Below are 19232 nucleotides of genomic sequence, written 5' to 3' on the forward strand. Positions count from 1 at the left end.
TGACCCGCCCCACGATCCTGTAGGCCGGGTTAGCGTAGCGCCACCCGGCAATTCAACTTAGTAGCTGCTTGCGCTCTTACCGTCACCGTGACCCAGCGCTTTCAACAGGCTGGCCAGCAGGCTGGACGCGCCGAAGCGGTAGTGGCGGGAGTCCGCCCAGTCGGCGCCGAACAGCTCGTCGGCAATCGCCAGGAACTGCTGCGCGTCTTCCGCGGTACGCACGCCGCCCGCCGGTTTGAAGCCAACGGTTTTGGACACGCCCATATCACGGATGACTTCCATCATGATGCGTGCGCTTTCCGGGGTAGCGTTGACCGGCACTTTACCGGTAGAGGTTTTAATGAAATCCGCGCCCGCTTTGATAGAGATTTCAGACGCTTTACGAATCAGCGCCTCTTCTTTCAGCTCGCCGGTTTCGATGATCACTTTAAGCAGCACGTTTGCCGCCGCACACGCGTCTTTACAGGCTTTCACCAGGTCAAAACCGACCTGCTCGTTGCCGGCGATCAGCGCGCGGTACGGGAATACCACGTCAACTTCGTCTGCGCCGTACGCAATCGCCGCGCGGGTTTCTGCCAGCGCGATCTCGATATCGTCATTGCCGTGCGGGAAGTTGGTTACGGTGGCAATGCGCACGTCCGGCGTGCCCTGCTCTTTCAGCGTTTTGCGGGCAATCGGGATGAAGCGCGGATAGATACAGACGGCGGCGGTGTTACCCACTGGCGTTTTCGCCTGATGGCACAGGGCGATGACTTTTTCATTGGTGTCGTCATCGTTCAGGGTGGTCAGGTCCATCAGTTTCAACGCGCGCAGGCTGCTTGCAGTTAAATCGGTCATAACATTCTCCAACGGCAGTGCCGTATAAATTTTACCTTGCGGGTCTGTGAGTATTCTAACATTCACCCGCATCCACACTTCGACATTCATCACAGTTAATGAAAACTGTGTGCAAATTTGCATTACTGTAATGAGATCTTCTTCAAATTTTAGTGCGTTAATTGCTGACTAAATCGGCGATATCCCCGTTCTGATCAAAAGCGCCACCAGGCTGGCTTCCTACAATTCGTTCACTATCCGCAGAACAACCAAGGAAGTGAACATGCCCGACGCCCTGCAACAACGTTGCCAGCACATTGTGACCAGCCCGATGTTAACCCCGGAACAAAAACGTCATTTTCTGGCGCTGGAAGCGGAGAACAATCTGCCCTATCCCGCCCTGCCAGAGGCGGCCCGCGCTGCGCTGGACGAGGGATTCATCTGCGACATGTTCGAAGGCCATGCGCCATACAAACCGCGCTACGTGCTGCCGGATTACGCTAAATTCCTGGCTAACGGCTCAGAATGGCTGGAGCTGGAAGGGGCGAAAGATCTGGATGATGCCCTCTCGCTGCTCACTATCCTTTATCACCATGTTCCGTCCGTCACATCGATGCCGGTCTATCTGGGCCAGCTCGATGAGATACTCAGCCCCTATGTTAAAATTCTAACACAGGATGAAATCGATAGCCGAATAAAACGTTTCTGGCGTTACCTGGACAGAACCCTGCCCGATGCGTTTATGCATGCCAATATCGGCCCGGCGGATACGCCTGTCACCCGAGCCATCCTTCGTGCAGATGCCGAACTGAAGCAGGTTGCGCCGAACCTGACCTTTATCTACGACCCGGATGTTACCCCCGGCGATCTGCTGCTGAGCGTGGCGAAAAACATTTGTGAATGTAGTAAGCCGCATATTTCTAATGGCCCGGTGAATGATAAAATTTTCACAAAAGGTCGCTATGGCGTGGTGAGCTGTTACAACTCCCTGCCGCTGGCGGGCGGCGGCAGCACGCTGGTGCGCCTTAACCTGAAGGCGATTGCGGAACACAGCTGCTCACCGGAAGACTTTTTCACCCGTACCCTTCCCCACTACTGCCAGCAACAAATCGCGATCATCAATGCGCGCTGCGATTTTTTATATGAACAATCCGGCTTCTTTGAGAATAGCTTCCTGGTGAAAGAGGGGCTGATTGATGCCGATCGTTTTGTGCCGATGTTTGGCATGTACGGTCTGGCTGAAGCGGTGAATGTGCTGTGCGAGAAAGCAGGTATTACGGGACGTTACGGTAAGAACGAACAGGCCAATGCGCTGGGCTACCGCATCAGTGAACAGCTTGCGGCGTTTGTTGAAAACACGCCGGTGAAACACGGCTGGCAGCGCCGCGCGATGCTGCATGCCCAGTCGGGGATCAGTTCCGATTCTGGCACCACGCCGGGTGCACGTCTGCCGTACGGCGACGAACCGGACCCTGTCAGCCACCTGCTGGCCGTGGCGCCGCACCATCAACACTATCATTCGGGGATCAGCGATATTCTCACCCTGGATGAGACGGTTAAACGCAATCCTCAGGCAGTGGTGCAGCTGTGCCTGGGGGCGTTCAACGCCGGTATGCGTGAGTTCACCGCGAATGTAGCCGGAAACGACCTCGTGCGCGTCACCGGGTATATGGTGCGGCTCTCCGATCTGGAGAAATACCGGGAGGCCGGCTCGCGCACCAACACCACCTGGCTCGGCGAGGAGGCCGCGCGCAATACCCGTATTCTGGAACGGCAGCCACGCGTGATAAGCCATGAACAACAGATGCGCTTTAGTTAGTCAGGTCATACCCTTCTCCTGCGTGGACGGGCCGGGCAGCCGCCTGGCGCTGTTCCTCCAGGGCTGTAACCTGCGCTGCAAAACCTGCCATAACCCGTGGACGATAGGGCGCTGCAACGACTGCGGCGACTGTGTGCCCCACTGTCCGCATGATGCGCTGACGATTCAGGCAGGGCGCGTCTGGTGGCAGGAGAGTCACTGTCAGCAGTGCGACACCTGTCTGCATCTGTGTCAGCAACAGGCGACACCGATGGCGCAGCGCTATAGCGTCGAGGAGATCCTCTCCCGGATTCGCACGTCCGCGCCGTTTATTGAGGGCGTGACCGTCAGCGGGGGTGAGGCCACCACGCAACTGCCGTTTGTGGTTGCGCTGTTCACCGCGATGAAAGCCGATCCGTCCCTGCGCCATCTGACGTGCCTGGTGGACAGCAACGGTCTGTTAAGCGAAACCGGCTGGCAAAAGCTGTTACCGGTGTTTGACGGCGCGATGGTGGATCTGAAAGCCTGGGGTAATGAACATCACCTTTTTCTGACCGGACGCGAAAATACGCTGATCAAGCAGAGCATCCGTTGGCTGGCCGATCGTCATCGCCTGACGGAGCTGCGCCTGCTGGTGATCCCCGATCGGTGTGATTATCTGCATCATCTGCCATCGCTGACCGCTTTTATCCACGCGTTGGGGAACGTTCCGGTGCGGATCAACGCGTTTCATGCCCATGGGGTTTACGGGGAGGCGGCGCGATGGCGGAGCGCCACGCCGGAGGACATCGAGCCGCTGGCGCAGGCCCTGGAACGGCAGCAAATCACGGTGATCCGCCCGGCCCTTTATCTATAGCGTGATGCCGAAGACCGCGCGGGTATTTTCCAGCAGCGCGCTGGCAATCACATCTTCAGGCTCCTGACGCAGCTCACACAGCACATAAAAAACGCGCGCCGCCTGCTCCGGGCGGTTGGGCTGGCCCTGAAAACCATTCAGCGGCATGTCAGGCGCATCCGTTTCCAGCAGGAGCGAGGTCAGCGGGAGCTGCGCCATCACATCACGGGTTTTGCTGGCACGCGGATAGGTGATGGTGCCGCCGACGCCAATCTTATAGCCCAGCTCGATAAAACGCTGCGCCTGCTGAAGGCTTCCAGCGAAACCATGGACCACGCCCCTGCGCGGCACGTCGATGCGCTTCAGGTGCATCGCCAGTTTGTCATGGGTACGTCTGGAGTGGAGGATCACCGGCAGATCGTGGCGCTTCGCCAGCCGGAGCTGCGCGTCCAGGATCGTCTGCTGGCGTTCAAACTGCGGATCTTCACGATAGAGATCGAGGCCGATCTCACCGATGGCGACCAGCTTCGTATCCGCGTTTTGCAGCGTGGCATCCAGCCTGTCGAGATGGTCATCAAGATGGTGCTCAATAACGATCGGATGCAGACCCAGCGCGGCATACAGCGCATCGTGCTCCCGGGCAAGCGCCATAACTTTGTCGAATCTCGCCGCTTCAATAGCGGGCACAATAATGGCTCTCACACCGGCCTCAGCCGCGCGCGCGATACTGGATGTTTCCTCCCCGCTAAACGGCGGGAAATCAAAGTGGCAATGGGTATCGATAAAGCAGTGCGTCACGCCAGATCCTCGTTATCGAGTAAGCCATCGTTGGCCTGCGGCGCGTCCACCAGCGGCATCGCCACCGCGTCATTGGCCACAACGGCAGGCGGCAAAATGATGCTTTTATGCCGATGAAGAGGCGGTTGCTCCGCCAGCATTTTCCCGACGGTCGCCAGGAAGTACCGCCCGCACAGCCGCCCCGTTTTGTAATCCATACGCAACGCAGGCAGCCGACTGCCCAGCGCTATGCTCAACAGCGGCTTAGGCGGATAAATTTCAAAGATGCGCAGCTTGCCCGGTGGTTTTTCAATAAAACGCTGCATCGCGCCGTAGGTGGTTTCATGCTGCTTCGCGATATTCACCAGCGGTTGCAGGCTGCTGTCGCCCAGCCAGCGTTCCATCCGCTTAAACCACTGTGGGGTGTAATACATCTGCGAAGGCACCGTGCGGATCACCACAATGGTTTTTGCCCCGCGCCGCGCCGCCTCCTGTACCGGCACCGCGTCGCTGATACCGCCGTCAAGATAGCTTATCCCCTCCAGCAGGGCGCCGGTGCGGTAGAATCCCGGGATCGCGCTGGATGCGCGGATGATATCCAGCCAGTTCTCTTTCTGCGGCGAAAAGTAACCCGGCGAATAGTCATCGCCACGGCTGGCGCACATCCAGAACTCTTTGCCGGTATCGAACAGTCGTGACGCGGTATCCATGGCCAGCGGCATCTGGCTGGAGGTGGCATCCAGTAACCAGTCGAGATCGATCAGGTTCCCGCCGCGCACGAAGCGTACCGGATTGAAGAATTCTTTCGAGGTGGTGTAGCGCATAATCACTTTGCGCGCATAGCCGGGCTGGTTGCAGACATAGGCGGAGAGGTTCTGCGCCCCGGCAGAGGTGCCGAAATAGAGATCGAACGGGTTGAATTGCGCGCGCATAAATTCGTCGAGCACGCCAGCGGTGAAGATACCGCGCTGCCCGCCCCCTTCACAGACCAGCGCAAGCTGGCCTGCATGAAACGGTTTTAACGTCAGCGGCGCAATATTGCCGAGCGTAACGGGAATTCGTTGCCCCACCTCTGCCTTCCTGTTTTCATTATTTTGATGAGACACAGTAACGCACTTTCCCGGTGGTTCTCAAACGAGAAAAAGCCAGTCACGAGGACTGGCTTGAGTTTGTTTAATAAATATTGCGTTTGCTACGGGCGACGTCGACCCGTAAACAGGCTGACCAGGAACAGAATAATACCGACGACGAAGACAATTTTCGCTGCCCATGCCGCGGTACCCGCCAGTCCACCAAAGCCCAATGCGGCGGCAATTAACGCGATAACCAGAAATATAATGCCCCAACGAAACATAAGCCTCTCCTTTACCATAGTTAATGTCGGCCGCTAAACGTGAGCGCTCAGGTCACTCACCGGCTTTTCCAGAATCGTTTTTATTTCGCCCGCGGTTTTCAGCCAGACGGGCGAGTGGTACTGCTTTACTTCGTTTTCAGATCGTTTTTGACGCTTTTCACACCATCAATAGCTTTCGCAATTGACTCGGCACGATCGCTTTGTGCCTGATTCTCAACCGTACCGGACAGCTGGACCACACCATCGGTGGTTTCAACTTTCACCATACGGGATGGCACGATGTCGTCAGCTAACAGTTTAGCTTTGATTTCGCTGGTAGTTGCTGCATCTCCGGCATAGCCCTTCACCGACGATTCTTTGCTGTCACGTACGTGCAGTTTGTCGCTGACGGAGCTTACGCCCTCAACGCCTTTCGCCACTTTAACGGCCTCTTCAGCCTGGGTCTGGCTTTCAACGAAACCGCTCAGGGTGACAACCTTGTTGTCGGTTTTAACAGAAATATCGGTGCTCTTAATGGATTCGTGATCCACCAGTGCGGCTTTCACTTTTGCTGTGATTGAGCTGTCATCCATGAAATTACCGACTTTATTCATAGAGCTATCGATTTTTTCCCCTGCGGTATTGGCGGAACTTTGCGCTTTATCCATGGTGCTGGATTCCGCCAGAGCAGAACCGCTTACCAGGACACTACCCAACGTTACAGCCAGCAGAGTTTTAGAAATCTTCAGTCTTGTCATATTCATCGATTTATTCCTGTGTTTTGCCCGTTATTTGGGCGACATACTTCCCTAAATCTTGGTTTTATATATTGCGAATTAACACCGGGACAAAATGGAGAACCAGTGGACATGCATTGAACAGTTAATTCATCCACGCCCGGTGCTAAACACTGAGTTAAATATAGATCACAATCAGAGGGGTGCATTCAGAATTGGGGAAAAAACGAACGAATAGCGAAAAATTGCGGTGAATTAAGAACATTCCGCAAGGGTTTAATAACACAGGAATTAAAGAAGAGCACGGCGGCAGCCGTGCTCTGAGAGGGAATTAATGCTCGCGCGTTTTGCGGAACTGAACATCAGGATAACGTTCCTGCGTCAGGTTCAGGTTAACCATAGTCGGGGCGATATAGGTCAGGTTATCGCCACCGTCCAGCGCCAGCTGAACTTCGTTCTTACGTTTAAATTCTTCGAATTTCTTCACGTCTGAACATTCAACCCAGCGGGCGGTCGCCACGTTTACCGATTCGTAAATCGCTTCCACGTTGTACTCGCTCTTAAGACGGGCAACCACCACGTCGAACTGGAGCACACCCACCGCGCCTACGATCAGATCGTTGTTGGCGATGGGGCGGAACACCTGTACCGCGCCCTCTTCGGAAAGCTGGACCAGGCCTTTCAGCAGCTGCTTCTGCTTCAGCGGATCGCGCAGGCGAATGCGGCGGAACAGTTCTGGCGCGAAGTTCGGGATACCGGTGAACTTCATCATCTCGCCCTGCGTGAAGGTATCGCCAATCTGAATGGTGCCGTGGTTGTGTAAACCAATGATGTCACCCGGATAGGCTTCTTCTACATGCGAACGGTCGCCCGCCATGAAGGTCAGCGCGTCGGAGATCACCACGTCTTTACCGATACGGACCTGACGCAGCTTCATGCCCTTCTCGTACTTACCGGAGACCACGCGCATAAAGGCGACGCGGTCACGGTGTTTCGGATCCATGTTGGCCTGAATTTTAAAGACGAAGCCGGAGAACTTCTCTTCCTTCGCTTCTACTTCGCGGGTGTCGGTTTTGCGCGGCATCGGCTGCGGGGCCCACTCCACCAGACCGTCGAGCATATGGTCAACGCCGAAGTTACCGAGTGCGGTACCGAAGAAGACCGGGGTAATTTCACCGCTCAGGAACAGCTCTCTGTCGAACTCGTGGGACGCGCCTTTAACCAGCTCCAGCTCATCGCGCAGCTGGGCGGCCAGCTCTTCACCGACAGCGGCGTCCAGCTCCGGGTTGTCCAGACCTTTCACAATGCGGACTTCCTGAATGGTGTGGCCCTTACCGGTCTGGTACAGGTAGGTTTCGTCTTTATAGAGGTGGTAAACCCCTTTGAACAGCTTGCCGCAGCCAATCGGCCAGGTGATTGGGGCGCAGGCAATCTTCAGCTCGTTTTCCACTTCATCCATCAGCTCCATCGGATCACGGATGTCACGGTCGAGTTTGTTCATAAAGGTGAGGATCGGCGTATCGCGCAGACGGGTGACTTCCATCAGCTTGCGGGTACGATCTTCAACACCTTTCGCGGCGTCGATCACCATCAGACAGCAGTCCACCGCCGTCAGCGTACGGTAGGTATCTTCGGAGAAGTCTTCGTGCCCCGGGGTGTCCAGCAGGTTCACCAGGCAGTCGTGATACGGGAACTGCATCACGGAGGTGGTAATCGAAATACCACGCTGCTTTTCCATCTCCATCCAGTCGGATTTCGCATGCTGGCTGGAGCCACGGCCTTTAACGGTACCCGCGGTCTGGATCGCCTGTCCGAACAGCAACACCTTCTCGGTGATGGTCGTTTTACCGGCATCCGGGTGCGAGATAATGGCAAAAGTGCGGCGTTTGGCCACCTCTTGCAGATAAGGAGACAACGTCATAATCAATTCTTCTTAGGTAAGCGCGGCAGCAGGCCGCGCATCATGGAATACGAAAAATGCGGCTATTTTACCCATCAACAGGGGGCAGGCAATCATTGTTTACACAGGAGCTGCTCCAGTTCGTTCAATGACGTTACGGTCCAGGTCGGTTCGATGCCTTCCGGCAGCGTGCGGCCATGCGCATTCAGCCAGACGGTCGACAGGCCCGATCTCATACCTCCCAGAATATCAGATTCTGCCGTATCCCCCACCATCAGCACGCGATCGCGGTCAGGATTGCCCGCTTGCGCCAGCGCATAATCGAAAATACGCGGATCCGGCTTCGGCACGCCCACCTCTTCGGAGATCACCAGCGCGTCGAAATGATCGCGCAGGCCGGTGCGTTCAAGGCGGATCTGCTGAAGCGCGGTAAAGCCGTTGGTGATGATCCCAAGCTTCACCTTCCCTTTCAGCGAATCCAGCAGAGAAACGGCGCCAGGCAGCGGCGCGCAGATATCTGCCATGGCATTCAGGAAGGCCTCATTCAGCACCCCAGGACTGACGTTTAACCGTTCAGCCCACACGTCAAACCGCTGATGCTGAAGCTGTAACGCGGTGATGGCTCCGTTCTGGTAATCCACCCACAGCGGTTTGTTCACCGCCTGATAGTCCTGAAAATCTTCCGCGGTGAACGTCACTCTATAGTCGAGAAACATCCGCTGTAGGCCGCCGAACGAGTCAAACGTAAACAGCGTTTCGTCGGCATCAAAGAAAATCCAGTCCCATTTCATCGTTACAACCTTATTTTCGTTATCCAATCGGCAGAGCCATGATAATGGCGTCTTCACGTCCCTCTGCGGTGGGGTAGTAGTTACGGCGGATAGTCGCCTCGTTAAAGCCTAAGCTTTCATAGAGCGCGATGGCGGCGACATTCGACGCGCGCACTTCCAGCCACAGGGTGAAAACGTCACGGGTTTCCAGCTCACGAATGAGGTGCTCAAGCAGTTCCCTGCCCAGCCCGCGGCGCTGGTAAGCGGGATCGACCGCGATATTAAACAGCGTCGCCTCGTCCAGAACGACCTGCGTGATGGCGAACGCAGCCATCGCACCGTCAACGTCCAGGCGGAGATTCAAATAGCGTTCGCCCTGATTGCTGGCAAACGTCTTTTCGCTCCACGGAAAAGCATGGGCGCGGGTTTCAATCGCGAACGCGGTGGTCAGATCAGCCGTCGTGAGGGAAGAAATCGTGTTCATATTCGCAAATTTGTTGCCATAGCGCGCTGCGCGCTTTTGGGTTGGCTTTCAGTTCGTCCAGCGCTGGCGAACTGATCTGGCTTCCTTCAAGGGGTAGCTCGTCCACCGCCCCGATTCGCCAGCTGTTACAGCGGCTGTCAGGGGGAAGCATCGCGACGCTTTCGGGCGCCAGCTGTAATACCTGATCGTGGGTCACCTTCAGGCTGCGAAGGACATCCTCAATCAGGGGCTCGTTCAGGGCAGGCGGCGCTTCTGCCACCATCACCAGGCGGACATGCGCAGGGATGGAGATGGCTATTTCGCCCCGCAACGCCGTCGGGCGACGCAAAGCCCACTGGGTGATGCCCAGCTGCTGCAACTGCCAGTCTCGTCGGGATGTCATAGCGAAAACTCCTGTCTCTCAGGCGCGCAAATATAGCAAATGTGTCGAAACTGCGCCATCTACCTACTATAATCCCCGCCTGAGTTTATTGAGGAACAATTCATGTCTGCATTTACCCCGGCAAGTGAAGTCTTGCTGCGTCACAGTGATGATTTCGAAGAAAGCCGTATTCTGTTTGCCGGAGATATGCAGGATGACCTGCCCGCGCGTTTCGACTGTGCTGAAAGCCGTGCCCACACCCAGTACTATCACCACTGGCAGGTGCTGAGCCGCCAGATGGGCGAGCGCGCGCGCTTTAGCCTGGCGGCGGAGCAGAGCGATATTGCTGACTGCGATACGCTCATTTACTACTGGCCGAAGAACAAGCCGGAAGCCCAGTTCCAGCTGATGAACCTGCTATCTCTGCTGCCGGTCGGCTGCGATATTTTTGTTGTCGGTGAGAACCGCAGCGGGGTGCGTAGCGCAGAGCAGATGCTCGAAGCCTGGGCGCCGCTGACGAAAATCGACAGCGCCCGTCGCTGCGGCCTGTACCATGGTCGTCTGGAAAAACAGACCACCTTCGATGCCGACGCCTTCTGGGACGAGTACCAGCTTGACGGCCTGACCATTAAAACCCTGCCGGGCGTGTTCAGCCGTGACGCGCTCGATACGGGCAGTAAGCTGCTGCTGTCCACCCTGACGCCTCATACCAAGGGCAAGGTGCTGGACGTCGGCTGTGGCGCGGGCGTGCTGTCCACGGTTCTCGCCAGCCACTCACCAAAAGTGCGTTTAACCCTGTGTGACGTGAGCGCCCCGGCGGTAGAAGCCAGCCGCGCCACGCTTGCGGCGAATGGCATTGAAGGCGACGTGTTTGCCAGCAACGTCTTCTCCGACGTGACCGGTCGCTTTGACATGATCATCTCTAACCCGCCGTTCCACGACGGAATGGAGACCAGCCTTGAAGCGGCGCAAACGCTGATCCGTGGCGCAACCCGTCACCTCAACAGCGGCGGTGAGCTGCGTATCGTGGCGAACGCCTTCCTCGCGTACCCGAAAGTGCTGGATGAAACCTTTGGTTTCCACGAAGTGATCGCCCAGACGGGCCGCTTTAAGGTCTATCGCACCGTGATGACGCGCCAGGCGAAAAAGTAACCCCCCCGGTCCGGCGATGGCTGACGCTGCCATCGCCCATTTTTGCAGCAATCAAAACAACGTGCGCAATTTTCTGTTGACGTAAAGCTGAAAACATCTAGAATGCGCCTCCGTGGTTACGATACTTTTACAGTGTCGATGGTATGCGAAGGTGGCGGAATTGGTAGACGCGCTAGCTTCAGGTGTTAGTGTCCTTACGGACGTGGGGGTTCAAGTCCCCCCCCTCGCACCATAAATCACGTTGATATTGCTCGCACTGGGCGAAGGTGGCGGAATTGGTAGACGCGCTAGCTTCAGGTGTTAGTGTCCTTAGGATGTGGGGGTTCGAGTCCCCCCCCTCGCACCAATGAGGCGATATCAAACCAGTAAGATGACTGTGCGAAGGTGGCGGAATTGGTAGACGCGCTAGCTTCAGGTGTTAGTGTCCTTACGGACGTGGGGGTTCAAGTCCCCCCCCTCGCACCAATTATCTTACATCCCCTCAGCAGTGCCTCTTCTTTTTCCCTTTTATTTCAAACTCATCATAATCACCAACAGTCCACTGATTAGCGCCACGCATGAAGGCAGCAGCACATAATGCCGTAACTGTTTGTGCCAGATCATCGCGGATGTCACCAGCAAGCCCGAAACAATCATTGCTTTCCAGACGTCAATGGGGAGATCGGCAAACATCAGCCCACCGATAATGGAACCAGGCAGTAATATCCCCCACCCACTTCCCAGCGCTTTGCTCAACATGGTTTCACCTCTCGCACTGATAATGATAACCAGTATCATATGATAGTAATTATCACTTGTCAGCATACGAGGTAAGAAATTGCGCCAGCAATTGCTTTCCCATAATGACAGAGAATGTGTAAGGTGATAAATTGCCCACCTGTTAACTTCCGATAAAGTTTTTCTGATAATAAAAATTCAATTTTGTAGCGACCAATATTACATAACAACACCTTGCTCATTGTTTTAATTGAGTTTTAATAAAAACGCACGCATATGACATCACAATCCTGGCTGTCTTTAGTCAACAAGAAATATCAGCTATCTTTACGTTTGTTTTTATTTCTGAACGCCGCATCAGCATTGTTCTCGGTAACAAACCCTCTCTATTCCGTGCGCGTGTTATCAGTCCCGCTCTTTGCCGTACTGACTATCAGCACAGGCTTACTTATCTGGCACTGGAAAAACAGCACGCGAAAAATAAATATCCCTGTTGTTTCAGCTATTTTTGGTCTTTTATGGGCCTGGCAGATCGTCTCTAAATTTCTGTTAATCACGCACGATCACGCGACCTATTTAATGATGGCGCTATTAACAGTGCTTTTTATAGGGTCTCTGGCGTTCGCGAGTAATATTAAAGCCTTTACGTTACATTCATTTCCCGCTTTTATATCCTGCCTGTGGCTTAGCCCGTCCGAAAACTGGCTGAGAATGGCCTATTTTTTCGCGCTGCCGGTGGTCGCCATTGGTATCCATCATGTTCTTCAGCGGCGCAATGACCGTTTCGCCCAGGAGCTGCTTTCCGAATTGCTGGAGGAGCGCGAAACCCTGACCGATCTCAGCATGATGGACCCGCTCACCGGCCTGTATAACCGTCGCGGGCTGCAAAGCCGACTGGAGAATCTTCCCAGGCCTGACGCTGGCGAGCACTTCGTGCTGCTGATGGATATCGACCACTTCAAAGCCTACAACGACCATTATGGCCATATGATGGGCGATCAGGCCTTGATCAGGGTCTCGGCTGCGATCCGCGACGCCGTGCGCTCACGCGATGTTGTCGCCCGGTTTGGCGGGGAAGAATTTATGGTGCTGTTGAGTAATATCCCGCTGGAGCAAGCGCGCCAGACGGCAGAACGCATACGTCAGAAGGTATACGATCTTAAAATCCCCCATATGTTTAACGAAAGCGTCGCCACTAACGTGACCATCAGCATCGGCATCGCCATGTTCGAGGGTGAAGACGTTGAAGGCGCGCTGGCGAAAGCCGATAAAGCCCTCTATGAAGCCAAGCATATGGGACGCAACAGCATTCTGCTGAGCGACGAGCTTCATACCGCCTGAAACCGCCCTCACAGCGCCAGGATAAAACGCTTGCGCTCGGTTTTATCTATAGTTAGGATTGGCAATCATTATCATTTAGATTTGTAATCCACACTATGGCGACTCGTACCGCACACATCGTTGAGCCCCTGCTCTGGCGAGCTCCACTCTCCGCCGGGGAAACGACGCTTGCGGATGCCATTCGGGAAAAAATTGCCGTAACGCGCGCCCATCTGCTGGATTTCATCAAACTGGATGAAGCGCCTCCGCATCATGCTCAGACGCTGACTGAGTGGCAACGCCCTGCCGAGCTGCGGTCACTGCTGGCAACCTATTCCGACCATATTTATCGTAACCAACCGACGCTGACGCGGGAAAACAAACCGCTGTTATCCCTCTGGGCACAGTGGTATATCGGACTGATGGTGCCGCCTGTCATGCTGGCCCTGTTGACCCAGGAAACGATGCTCGATCTCTCGTCGGAGCATTTCCACGTTGAATTTCATGAAACCGGGCGCGCTGCCTGTTTCTGGATTGATGTACACGAAGATCCGAGCGCGAGACACCTGTCAGCGCAGGCGCGTATGGAACGGCTGATTACAAGAGCGCTGGTTCCGGTCATTGATGCGCTGGAAGCGACGGGAGAGATTAACGGCAAACTGATCTGGAGTAATACCGGGTATCTTATCCACTGGTATTTAACGGAGATGAAACCGCTGCTCGGCGACGAGAAAGTGGATGCGCTGCGTCAGAGCTGTTTCTTTGCCAGACAGCTGTCGGATGGACGGGATAACCCTCTTTACCGCACCGTGGTTCCGCGTGAGGGACTTCTGGTACGTCGTACCTGCTGTCAGCGCTACCGTCTGCCGGACGTGCAGCAGTGCGGCGATTGCACGCTTAAGTAGTCTGGCCCCCTCTCCCGCAGGGCTAATGCCTGCACAGACGGCCCCCCTCTCCCTTGAGGGAGAGGGCTGGGGTGAGGGGGAACATACGGCTCTGGTGGTCATTAAACGGCAACTCGCGTTGCCGTTTTGCTTTTACCTAAGCGACCTGCTGATTTTCCTCTTCCTCATTACGCTGTGCTTCTTCCGCTTCCTGCTGAAGCAACTGTTTCTCGTACACCTTGAAGAACGGGAAATAGATAATGGCGGAAACGCAGGCCAAAACCAGCACCAGAATGGCTGCACGGAAATCCCAGCCCAGCGCCCAGGCGGCACCAACCGGAGCCGGTGCCGTCCACGGCACGACGGAAATCACGCGGCCAATCAGATCAAACTTCATCGCTGCCCATGCCAGCACGGCATTAACCATCGGCGCCAGCAGGAAAGGAATAAAGAACACCGGGTTCATCACAATCGGCGTACCGAAAATCACCGGTTCATTGATATTGAAAATGCTTGGCACCACGCTCAGGCGTCCAATGGAGCGCAGGTGTGCGGAGCGGCTACGCAGATAGCAGAACACCAGCCCCATCGTCGCCCCCGATCCGCCGATAACGATAAAGAACGTCCAGAAGGCTTCCATAAAGATGTGTGGCAAAGGCTGGCTCGCCGCCAGCGCGGTCTGGTTCGCCCCCAGGTTTGTCAGCCAGAACATTTGCAGCATCCCGGAGACAATCGCCGCGCCGTGGATCCCGGCAAACCACAGCAGGTGGCCAATCAGCACCGCCAGCAGGATCGCAGGCAGCGAGTCAGCCGCAGAGACCAGCGGTTTGAATATCGACATGATGGCCTGTGGGATCAGCATACCGAACTGCGACTGGATCAGCAGACTCAGCGGATAGAGCGTCAGCACCACCACCAGCACCGGGATCAGCAGGTCAAACGAGTTTTTGATCATCGGCGGTACCTGGTCTGGCAGGCGGATGCCGATATTGTGTGCTTTCAGGAAACGCATCATCTCAACGCAATAGATCGCCACCAGAATCGCGGTGAAAATACCGGTCCCTCCCAGGCTATCGACCGGCAAAGCGCCTTTGGTTTTAGGGGCGGCGACCAGCAGGAACGCCATCAGCGACAGCATCGCGCACATGAACGGATCCAGCTGATGGGTTTTAACGTAATGTTTGCCGAGGTTGTAGGCGATAGCCGCACAGATATAAAGGGACATCACCCCCATCGTCATATCAAACGGCGTCAGAATTTGACCTTCAAACTGCTTCGCCATATCCAGCCAGGCGCGAGCAAAACCCCAGGTGGTATCAGGCGAAAAAGGCGGGTAAGCGAACACTAATAAAAACGAGCCCACAATCATAAACGGCATCGCTGAGATAAATCCGTCACGAATAGCCATAACGTGACGCTGGGAAGAGATGCGCCCGGCAATAGGGCTGACATAATTTTCAACGAAGCGGAAAATCAGATTAAATGCAGCGTGGTTGGCAGACATAGCAGATCTCCTGTCAGACTTTCGTTTTGGACGCTCTCACGTCACACGTTGTTCCATACATCAGCGTCACAACCTTGCCGGATCGTGTACCTGCGGTACTGCTCAAACGGAATGGTTTCATAATTAGCTCTTATTATTAGATACAGGGGAAGTTACACACTTAGTATTAATCTCTGCATCACGCTCTGCAACCGGTTACTGTAACCGGTTTCTGTGAATGTGAAGGCGATCCATAAATCGCCCCAGACGGATATTTGTTACTTAAGGGATATTTACAGCGACTAAATTCTTATGACAGATTACGCAGGATATTTGTCAGGAGGAATCAATGAGTTTGCAGTCTGTACAGCAGTTTTTTGCCGAATACGCTCCGGATATAGAGATCATTGAGCTTAACCAAAGCACAGCGACTGTTGCCCTTGCTGCTGCCGCGCACTACGTTGAACCCGGCCAAATTGCCAAAACGCTGTCACTGAAAATTAAAAATGACGTGATTCTGGTGGTTGCAAAAGGCGATGCGCGTCTGGATAACAAAAAGCTTAAAGAGACATTCGGCGCAAAAGCCCGCATGCTCAGCAGCGATGAGGTCGTCACCCTGACGGGTCATCCTGTTGGCGGCGTCTGTCCTTTCGGACTGGAAAATCCGCTCTCTGTTTACTGTGACATCACATTAAAACAATACGCGGAAGTGTTACCCGCAGCGGGTGCCATCCACAGTGCGGTGCGTATTTCGCCCGACAGAATGGCGGAACTGACCGCAGCAAAATGGGTGGATGTTTGCATTTGAACGGTGCGCCAGAAGAACGCTGGCGCACCCTTTAACGCTAAGAGAAAGAAGGAACGGTGAGAGCGGAACGACGAACTTCCCGGGCAGGGAGATGCGCCAGGATATCCGCCGCATCCAGTAATCCCACGTCAGAATTGACGCCCAGCTTTACCATGGCGTTAAACTTATGCGCCCGGATAGTTTTAATATTACGTTCAAGCTGCGCCGCAATTTCAGGGATTGAAAAACCCGATGACATATAACGCAGAATCGCCCTTTCGGTTGGGCTTAACATACGATTCTGGCTCACACACCAGTGATTGTACATGTTGTCATTCACCTGATGCGTTTCGCTGAGTAATGTCTCCAGCCCTTCCATGAGCTGCTTTAGCGGAACCGATTTACTGATTATCCCATGCAAGCGAGAAGGCGAAAGATGGCTGACCAGCCTCGCCTCCATTTCGTCTGAGGCCAGCACGATACGCTGGACGTCGCTATGGGTGAAGGTGAGATCCCGTAAACAGGCCAGACAGTTTCTCCGCTCTTCACGCTCATCAGACAATGAATAGATAACCGCATAAAATGAGATATCCGAGAGCGCGGCTTTAAAACTGGCGAATCTGCTAAACAGGTGCACCTGGTAATGGCTCAGAGCGGGCATCGCAAAGAGATGCTTCAGCCCCACAGCGCTCATTGAGCAGCTTTCGATGACGGCGATATGTCTTGTTGCAGTGGTCTTTTCCATTCCTCAAACTCTCCATAAGCCGACATTAAACTGAGTTCTCGCATTCCCTGGGTACTGCTTATCCACGCGTACATATCGGCATTACTGCGAAGTGATAAGCGACGCATTGCACTGTTTTTCTGTGCACTGATCGTTTTATTACTTTTATTCAGCAGCGTGGCAATTTGGTTGATTCCCCAACCTTTACCGAGTAAACGCAACACCTTGCGTTCAGAGTGAGTGAGTGCAATCATTTGCTCACTCTCCTCTTCAATATCGGGCGTTTCCGGTATTAATAACGTCTGGCTTATTCGCTCGGCACGTTCACTGCCCGCGCGAATAGCGTTAATGACGCCTTCAATAGGCTCCATATCTGAAAGCAGCGTGCTTTCCGGGCGCATAAGAAGCTCTACTGCAAGCGGATAAAGGGGACGCGAAACAAGGAATATCCAGTGAATATCCCGATACTGATTCATTAATCCATAATACTGCTCAAGCGTGCCGCGAGGATTGCGATACTCACCCGAAATATCGGCAATAACGACCCCGGCGCGACGCAACTGAAGTAGCGTCAACTCCTGCATCGAACGGCAGTACGTTATCTCAAAATCGGGAAAATGACGCGACATGACGCCACCTAACCCATTTTGCATAACCGGCACTCTACTAATCACAACTCCGTGTTTACCATTCAATGGCAACATAGACCCTCCATGTCATGAATTCATTATTTAAGAACGAACTAACCCTACGACGTTAAACACGTTTGTATTCCTTAGTACAAAACGGCTTAATATTCGCAAACCAGAAAAATGTTACATGGGTTATGAAACGCCCAATACAGTCTTAATATCGCATAAAGACTACAAGAATTTAATTCTGATTGCGTGAAAAGATCGAAAATATGAAATTAGAAATACTTAATATATTGTTTTTATAAATTCCCGTTACATATTCATTAAATAAATAAAGATACGGCCGCTTCGCCATGCCGGACACGCAACTGATCGCACAAATGTTGATCTGGCCCAGCGCAAAGGGCCCTGCCCTTTGTGTTAAAAGTAAGCAATCTCTCTTCTCTTCAGGGCGTTTCATGCAGGCAGATCGGTCTACGCAACGTGCTACCACGCGGCTATGTATTCAGTGCGGGCTTTTTCTCTTACAACACGGGGCAGAAAGCGCCCTCGTCGAAGAACTTTCCACACGCCTTGGGCTGGCGCTGGGGATGGACAGCGTCGAGAGCTCCATCTCGTCAAATGCCATTGTACTGACCACCATTAAAGACGGACAGTGCCTGACCTCTACCCGTAAAAATCATGACCGCGGCATTAACATGCACGTCGTGACGGAAGTGCAGCACATCGTGATCCTTGCCGAACACAAGCTGCTCGATCTGCGGGAGATAGAGAAACGCTTCAACCAGATCAAACCTCTCCGGTATCCACGCTGGCTGGTTGTGCTGATGGTGGGACTCTCCTGCGCCTGCTTCTGCAAACTCAACGCGGGCGGCTGGGACGGCGCTGTCGTGACCTTCTTTGCCAGCAGCATCGCGATGTATGTCCGCCAGCTGTTGACGCACAGGCAACTGCATCCGCAAATTAACTTCTGCATCACGGCGTTCGTGGCGACAACCGTATCCGGCCTTCTTTTGCGCCAGCCTTACTTCGCCAGCACGCCTACTGTTGCGATGGCCGCCAGCGTATTGCTGCTGGTGCCGGGTTTTCCCTTAATCAATGCCGTTGCTGATATGTTCAAAGGCCACATCAACACCGGTCTGGCGCGCTGGGCGATAGCCAGCCTGCTGACGCTGGCGACCTGTATCGGAGTGGTAATGGCCATGACACTCTGGGGGTTACGCGGATGGGCGTGATGGATTTTCTGCTCGCACTGGCGCAGGACATGCTCCTGGCAGCCCTTCCTGCCGTTGGCTTTGCAATGGTGTTTAACGTCCCACAGCGTGCATTACCCTGGTGTGCGCTGCTGGGTGCCATTGGCCACGGCTCACGTATGATCATGATGACCGCAGGCTTTAATATCGAATGGTCGACGTTTATCGCCTCCATGCTGGTCGGCAGTATCGGTATTCAGTGGTCCCGCTGGTATCTGGCGCACCCGAAGGTGTTCACCGTGGCGGCAGTCATTCCTATGTTCCCGGGCATTTCAGCCTATACGGCGATGATCTCCGCCGTCAAAATCAGCCACTTTGGCTACAGCGAACCGCAGATGATCCTGCTTCTGAGCAACTTCCTTAAAGCCTCGTCGATTGTGGGCGCGCTCTCCATCGGCCTGTCGATCCCCGGATTATGGCTTTACCGCAAACGTCCACGCGTATAATAAAATCGCTTGCAATTGTA

Annotated in this window: 21 protein-coding genes and 3 tRNA genes; 11 read left to right on the plus strand and 13 right to left on the minus strand. The window is 54.4% G+C overall.

Annotation, left to right across the window (positions count from 1 at the left end):
- Positions 1-57: 57 nt before the first annotated feature.
- Entirely contained in the window at positions 58-837 is a 780-nt protein-coding gene (deoC, locus tag RHN82_RS06270; protein ID WP_003856543.1) for a deoxyribose-phosphate aldolase, read from the minus strand.
- A 262-nt stretch (positions 838-1099) separates the two neighbouring features.
- On the opposite strand from deoC, the gene RHN82_RS06275 reads away from it, so the two are divergent.
- Positions 1100-2635 (plus strand): YjjI family glycine radical enzyme, encoded by a 1536-nt coding sequence (locus tag RHN82_RS06275; protein ID WP_047052520.1) that lies wholly within the window; start codon positions 1100-1102, stop codon positions 2633-2635.
- Positions 2610-3470: a YjjW family glycine radical enzyme activase gene (locus RHN82_RS06280; RefSeq protein ID WP_047052521.1), complete on the plus strand. Its 861-nt coding sequence runs from the start codon at positions 2610-2612 to the stop codon at positions 3468-3470. Before RHN82_RS06275 ends, RHN82_RS06280 begins: the two co-directional genes overlap by 26 nt.
- On the opposite strand, the gene RHN82_RS06285 is transcribed toward RHN82_RS06280, so the two are convergent.
- From RHN82_RS06285 to RHN82_RS06320, 8 genes are all read right to left on the minus strand, one after another.
- Positions 3465-4247, minus strand: a complete 783-nt coding sequence (locus tag RHN82_RS06285; RefSeq protein ID WP_047052522.1) for a TatD family hydrolase — start codon at positions 4245-4247, stop codon at positions 3465-3467. The two genes, RHN82_RS06280 and RHN82_RS06285, sit on opposite strands and share 6 nt — an antisense overlap.
- Positions 4244-5296: a patatin family protein gene (locus RHN82_RS06290; RefSeq protein WP_047052523.1), complete on the minus strand. Its 1053-nt coding sequence runs from the start codon at positions 5294-5296 to the stop codon at positions 4244-4246. Before RHN82_RS06290 ends, RHN82_RS06285 begins: the two co-directional genes overlap by 4 nt.
- A 122-nt stretch (positions 5297-5418) precedes the next feature.
- On the minus strand, positions 5419-5580 hold the full coding sequence (locus RHN82_RS06295; RefSeq protein ID WP_003856556.1) for a DUF1328 domain-containing protein: 162 nt from the start codon (positions 5578-5580) through the stop codon (positions 5419-5421).
- Positions 5581-5705: 125 nt separating this feature from the next.
- Positions 5706-6323 (minus strand): molecular chaperone OsmY, encoded by a 618-nt coding sequence (gene osmY, locus RHN82_RS06300; protein WP_047052524.1) that lies wholly within the window; start codon positions 6321-6323, stop codon positions 5706-5708.
- 304 nt (positions 6324-6627) lie between these two features.
- Positions 6628-8217: a peptide chain release factor 3 gene (gene prfC, locus RHN82_RS06305; RefSeq protein WP_006810210.1), complete on the minus strand. Its 1590-nt coding sequence runs from the start codon at positions 8215-8217 to the stop codon at positions 6628-6630.
- A gap of 92 nt (positions 8218-8309) precedes the next feature.
- On the minus strand, positions 8310-8987 hold the full coding sequence (yjjG, locus tag RHN82_RS06310) for a pyrimidine 5'-nucleotidase (protein WP_047052525.1): 678 nt from the start codon (positions 8985-8987) through the stop codon (positions 8310-8312).
- A gap of 19 nt (positions 8988-9006) precedes the next feature.
- A complete protein-coding gene (gene rimI / locus RHN82_RS06315) occupies positions 9007-9450 on the minus strand; it encodes a ribosomal protein S18-alanine N-acetyltransferase (protein ID WP_003856565.1) in 444 nt (147 codons plus the stop codon).
- Positions 9419-9832: a DNA polymerase III subunit psi gene (locus RHN82_RS06320; RefSeq protein WP_047052526.1), complete on the minus strand. Its 414-nt coding sequence runs from the start codon at positions 9830-9832 to the stop codon at positions 9419-9421. Before RHN82_RS06320 ends, rimI begins: the two co-directional genes overlap by 32 nt.
- Before the next feature lie 102 nt (positions 9833-9934).
- Here RHN82_RS06320 and rsmC point away from each other — a divergent pair, with 102 nt between their 5' ends.
- The 4 genes from rsmC (at position 9935) to RHN82_RS06340 (ending at position 11428) form a co-directional block, all read left to right on the plus strand.
- The gene (gene rsmC, locus RHN82_RS06325) at positions 9935-10963 is read left to right on the plus strand and encodes a 16S rRNA (guanine(1207)-N(2))-methyltransferase RsmC (RefSeq protein WP_015572609.1); all 1029 of its coding nucleotides are present in this window, start codon (positions 9935-9937) and stop codon (positions 10961-10963) included.
- A gap of 145 nt (positions 10964-11108) precedes the next feature.
- Positions 11109-11195: transfer RNA gene (locus tag RHN82_RS06330), tRNA-Leu, on the plus strand.
- Positions 11196-11223: 28 nt separating this feature from the next.
- Positions 11224-11309: transfer RNA gene (locus RHN82_RS06335), tRNA-Leu, on the plus strand.
- Positions 11310-11341: 32 nt separating this feature from the next.
- A tRNA-Leu gene (locus RHN82_RS06340) sits at positions 11342-11428 on the plus strand.
- A gap of 42 nt (positions 11429-11470) precedes the next feature.
- On the opposite strand, the gene RHN82_RS06345 is transcribed toward RHN82_RS06340, so the two are convergent.
- Positions 11471-11740, minus strand: coding sequence for a DUF1435 domain-containing protein (locus RHN82_RS06345; RefSeq protein WP_047735121.1), 270 nt, complete (start codon positions 11738-11740; stop codon positions 11471-11473).
- A 216-nt stretch (positions 11741-11956) separates the two neighbouring features.
- On the opposite strand from RHN82_RS06345, the gene RHN82_RS06350 reads away from it, so the two are divergent.
- Complete coding sequence (locus RHN82_RS06350; RefSeq protein ID WP_033486722.1) at positions 11957-13021, plus strand: GGDEF domain-containing protein; 1065 nt, start codon at positions 11957-11959, stop codon at positions 13019-13021.
- 95 nt (positions 13022-13116) lie between these two features.
- A complete protein-coding gene (gene fhuF / locus RHN82_RS06355) occupies positions 13117-13905 on the plus strand; it encodes a siderophore-iron reductase FhuF (protein ID WP_047052527.1) in 789 nt (262 codons plus the stop codon).
- 136 nt (positions 13906-14041) lie between these two features.
- On the opposite strand, the gene RHN82_RS06360 is transcribed toward fhuF, so the two are convergent.
- A complete protein-coding gene (locus RHN82_RS06360; RefSeq protein ID WP_047052528.1) occupies positions 14042-15388 on the minus strand; it encodes a PTS sugar transporter subunit IIC in 1347 nt (448 codons plus the stop codon).
- A 328-nt stretch (positions 15389-15716) separates the two neighbouring features.
- On the opposite strand from RHN82_RS06360, the gene RHN82_RS06365 reads away from it, so the two are divergent.
- On the plus strand, positions 15717-16175 hold the full coding sequence (locus RHN82_RS06365) for a YbaK/EbsC family protein (RefSeq protein ID WP_047052529.1): 459 nt from the start codon (positions 15717-15719) through the stop codon (positions 16173-16175).
- A 37-nt stretch (positions 16176-16212) separates the two neighbouring features.
- Here RHN82_RS06365 and bglJ read toward each other — a convergent pair whose 3' ends face one another.
- Both bglJ and RHN82_RS06375 read right to left on the minus strand, forming a co-directional pair.
- A complete protein-coding gene (gene bglJ, locus RHN82_RS06370) occupies positions 16213-16848 on the minus strand; it encodes a DNA-binding transcriptional activator BglJ (RefSeq protein ID WP_047052530.1) in 636 nt (211 codons plus the stop codon).
- Positions 16845-17582, minus strand: a complete 738-nt coding sequence (locus RHN82_RS06375) for a response regulator transcription factor (protein WP_003856574.1) — start codon at positions 17580-17582, stop codon at positions 16845-16847. Before RHN82_RS06375 ends, bglJ begins: the two co-directional genes overlap by 4 nt.
- A gap of 389 nt (positions 17583-17971) precedes the next feature.
- On the opposite strand from RHN82_RS06375, the gene RHN82_RS06380 reads away from it, so the two are divergent.
- Together RHN82_RS06380 and RHN82_RS06385 are read left to right on the plus strand one after the other, a co-directional pair.
- The gene (locus tag RHN82_RS06380; protein ID WP_017383842.1) at positions 17972-18748 is read left to right on the plus strand and encodes a threonine/serine exporter ThrE family protein; all 777 of its coding nucleotides are present in this window, start codon (positions 17972-17974) and stop codon (positions 18746-18748) included.
- A complete protein-coding gene (locus tag RHN82_RS06385; RefSeq protein ID WP_032103059.1) occupies positions 18739-19212 on the plus strand; it encodes a threonine/serine exporter in 474 nt (157 codons plus the stop codon). Before RHN82_RS06380 ends, RHN82_RS06385 begins: the two co-directional genes overlap by 10 nt.
- Positions 19213-19232 lie beyond the last annotated feature (20 nt).

The sequence above is a fragment of the Enterobacter cloacae complex sp. EB5 genome, assembly GCF_031432835.1.
Lineage (GTDB): Bacteria > Pseudomonadota > Gammaproteobacteria > Enterobacterales > Enterobacteriaceae > Enterobacter > Enterobacter hormaechei_C.

Excerpts from the sequence above, each read along its gene's own strand:
- rsmC (WP_015572609.1), top strand. The coding sequence starts at position 9,935 with ATGTCTGCATTTACCCCGGCAAGTGAAGTCTTGCTGCGTCACAGTGAT.
- RHN82_RS06380 (WP_017383842.1), top strand. The coding sequence starts at position 17,972 with ATGCAGGCAGATCGGTCTACGCAACGTGCTACCACGCGGCTATGTATT.
- osmY (WP_047052524.1), bottom strand. The coding sequence starts at position 6,323 with ATGAATATGACAAGACTGAAGATTTCTAAAACTCTGCTGGCTGTAACG.
- RHN82_RS06345 (WP_047735121.1), bottom strand. The coding sequence starts at position 11,740 with ATGATACTGGTTATCATTATCAGTGCGAGAGGTGAAACCATGTTGAGC.
- RHN82_RS06375 (WP_003856574.1), bottom strand. The coding sequence starts at position 17,582 with ATGTTGCCATTGAATGGTAAACACGGAGTTGTGATTAGTAGAGTGCCG.
- RHN82_RS06320 (WP_047052526.1), bottom strand. The coding sequence starts at position 9,832 with ATGACATCCCGACGAGACTGGCAGTTGCAGCAGCTGGGCATCACCCAG.
- fhuF (WP_047052527.1), top strand. The coding sequence starts at position 13,117 with ATGGCGACTCGTACCGCACACATCGTTGAGCCCCTGCTCTGGCGAGCT.
- RHN82_RS06350 (WP_033486722.1), top strand. The coding sequence starts at position 11,957 with ATGACATCACAATCCTGGCTGTCTTTAGTCAACAAGAAATATCAGCTA.
- RHN82_RS06385 (WP_032103059.1), top strand. The coding sequence starts at position 18,739 with ATGGGCGTGATGGATTTTCTGCTCGCACTGGCGCAGGACATGCTCCTG.
- rimI (WP_003856565.1), bottom strand. The coding sequence starts at position 9,450 with ATGAACACGATTTCTTCCCTCACGACGGCTGATCTGACCACCGCGTTC.
- bglJ (WP_047052530.1), bottom strand. The coding sequence starts at position 16,848 with ATGAGCGCTGTGGGGCTGAAGCATCTCTTTGCGATGCCCGCTCTGAGC.
- prfC (WP_006810210.1), bottom strand. The coding sequence starts at position 8,217 with ATGACGTTGTCTCCTTATCTGCAAGAGGTGGCCAAACGCCGCACTTTT.
- RHN82_RS06295 (WP_003856556.1), bottom strand. The coding sequence starts at position 5,580 with ATGTTTCGTTGGGGCATTATATTTCTGGTTATCGCGTTAATTGCCGCC.
- RHN82_RS06365 (WP_047052529.1), top strand. The coding sequence starts at position 15,717 with ATGAGTTTGCAGTCTGTACAGCAGTTTTTTGCCGAATACGCTCCGGAT.
- RHN82_RS06360 (WP_047052528.1), bottom strand. The coding sequence starts at position 15,388 with ATGTCTGCCAACCACGCTGCATTTAATCTGATTTTCCGCTTCGTTGAA.
- yjjG (WP_047052525.1), bottom strand. The coding sequence starts at position 8,987 with ATGAAATGGGACTGGATTTTCTTTGATGCCGACGAAACGCTGTTTACG.
- deoC (WP_003856543.1), bottom strand. The coding sequence starts at position 837 with ATGACCGATTTAACTGCAAGCAGCCTGCGCGCGTTGAAACTGATGGAC.
- RHN82_RS06280 (WP_047052521.1), top strand. The coding sequence starts at position 2,610 with ATGAACAACAGATGCGCTTTAGTTAGTCAGGTCATACCCTTCTCCTGC.
- RHN82_RS06275 (WP_047052520.1), top strand. The coding sequence starts at position 1,100 with ATGCCCGACGCCCTGCAACAACGTTGCCAGCACATTGTGACCAGCCCG.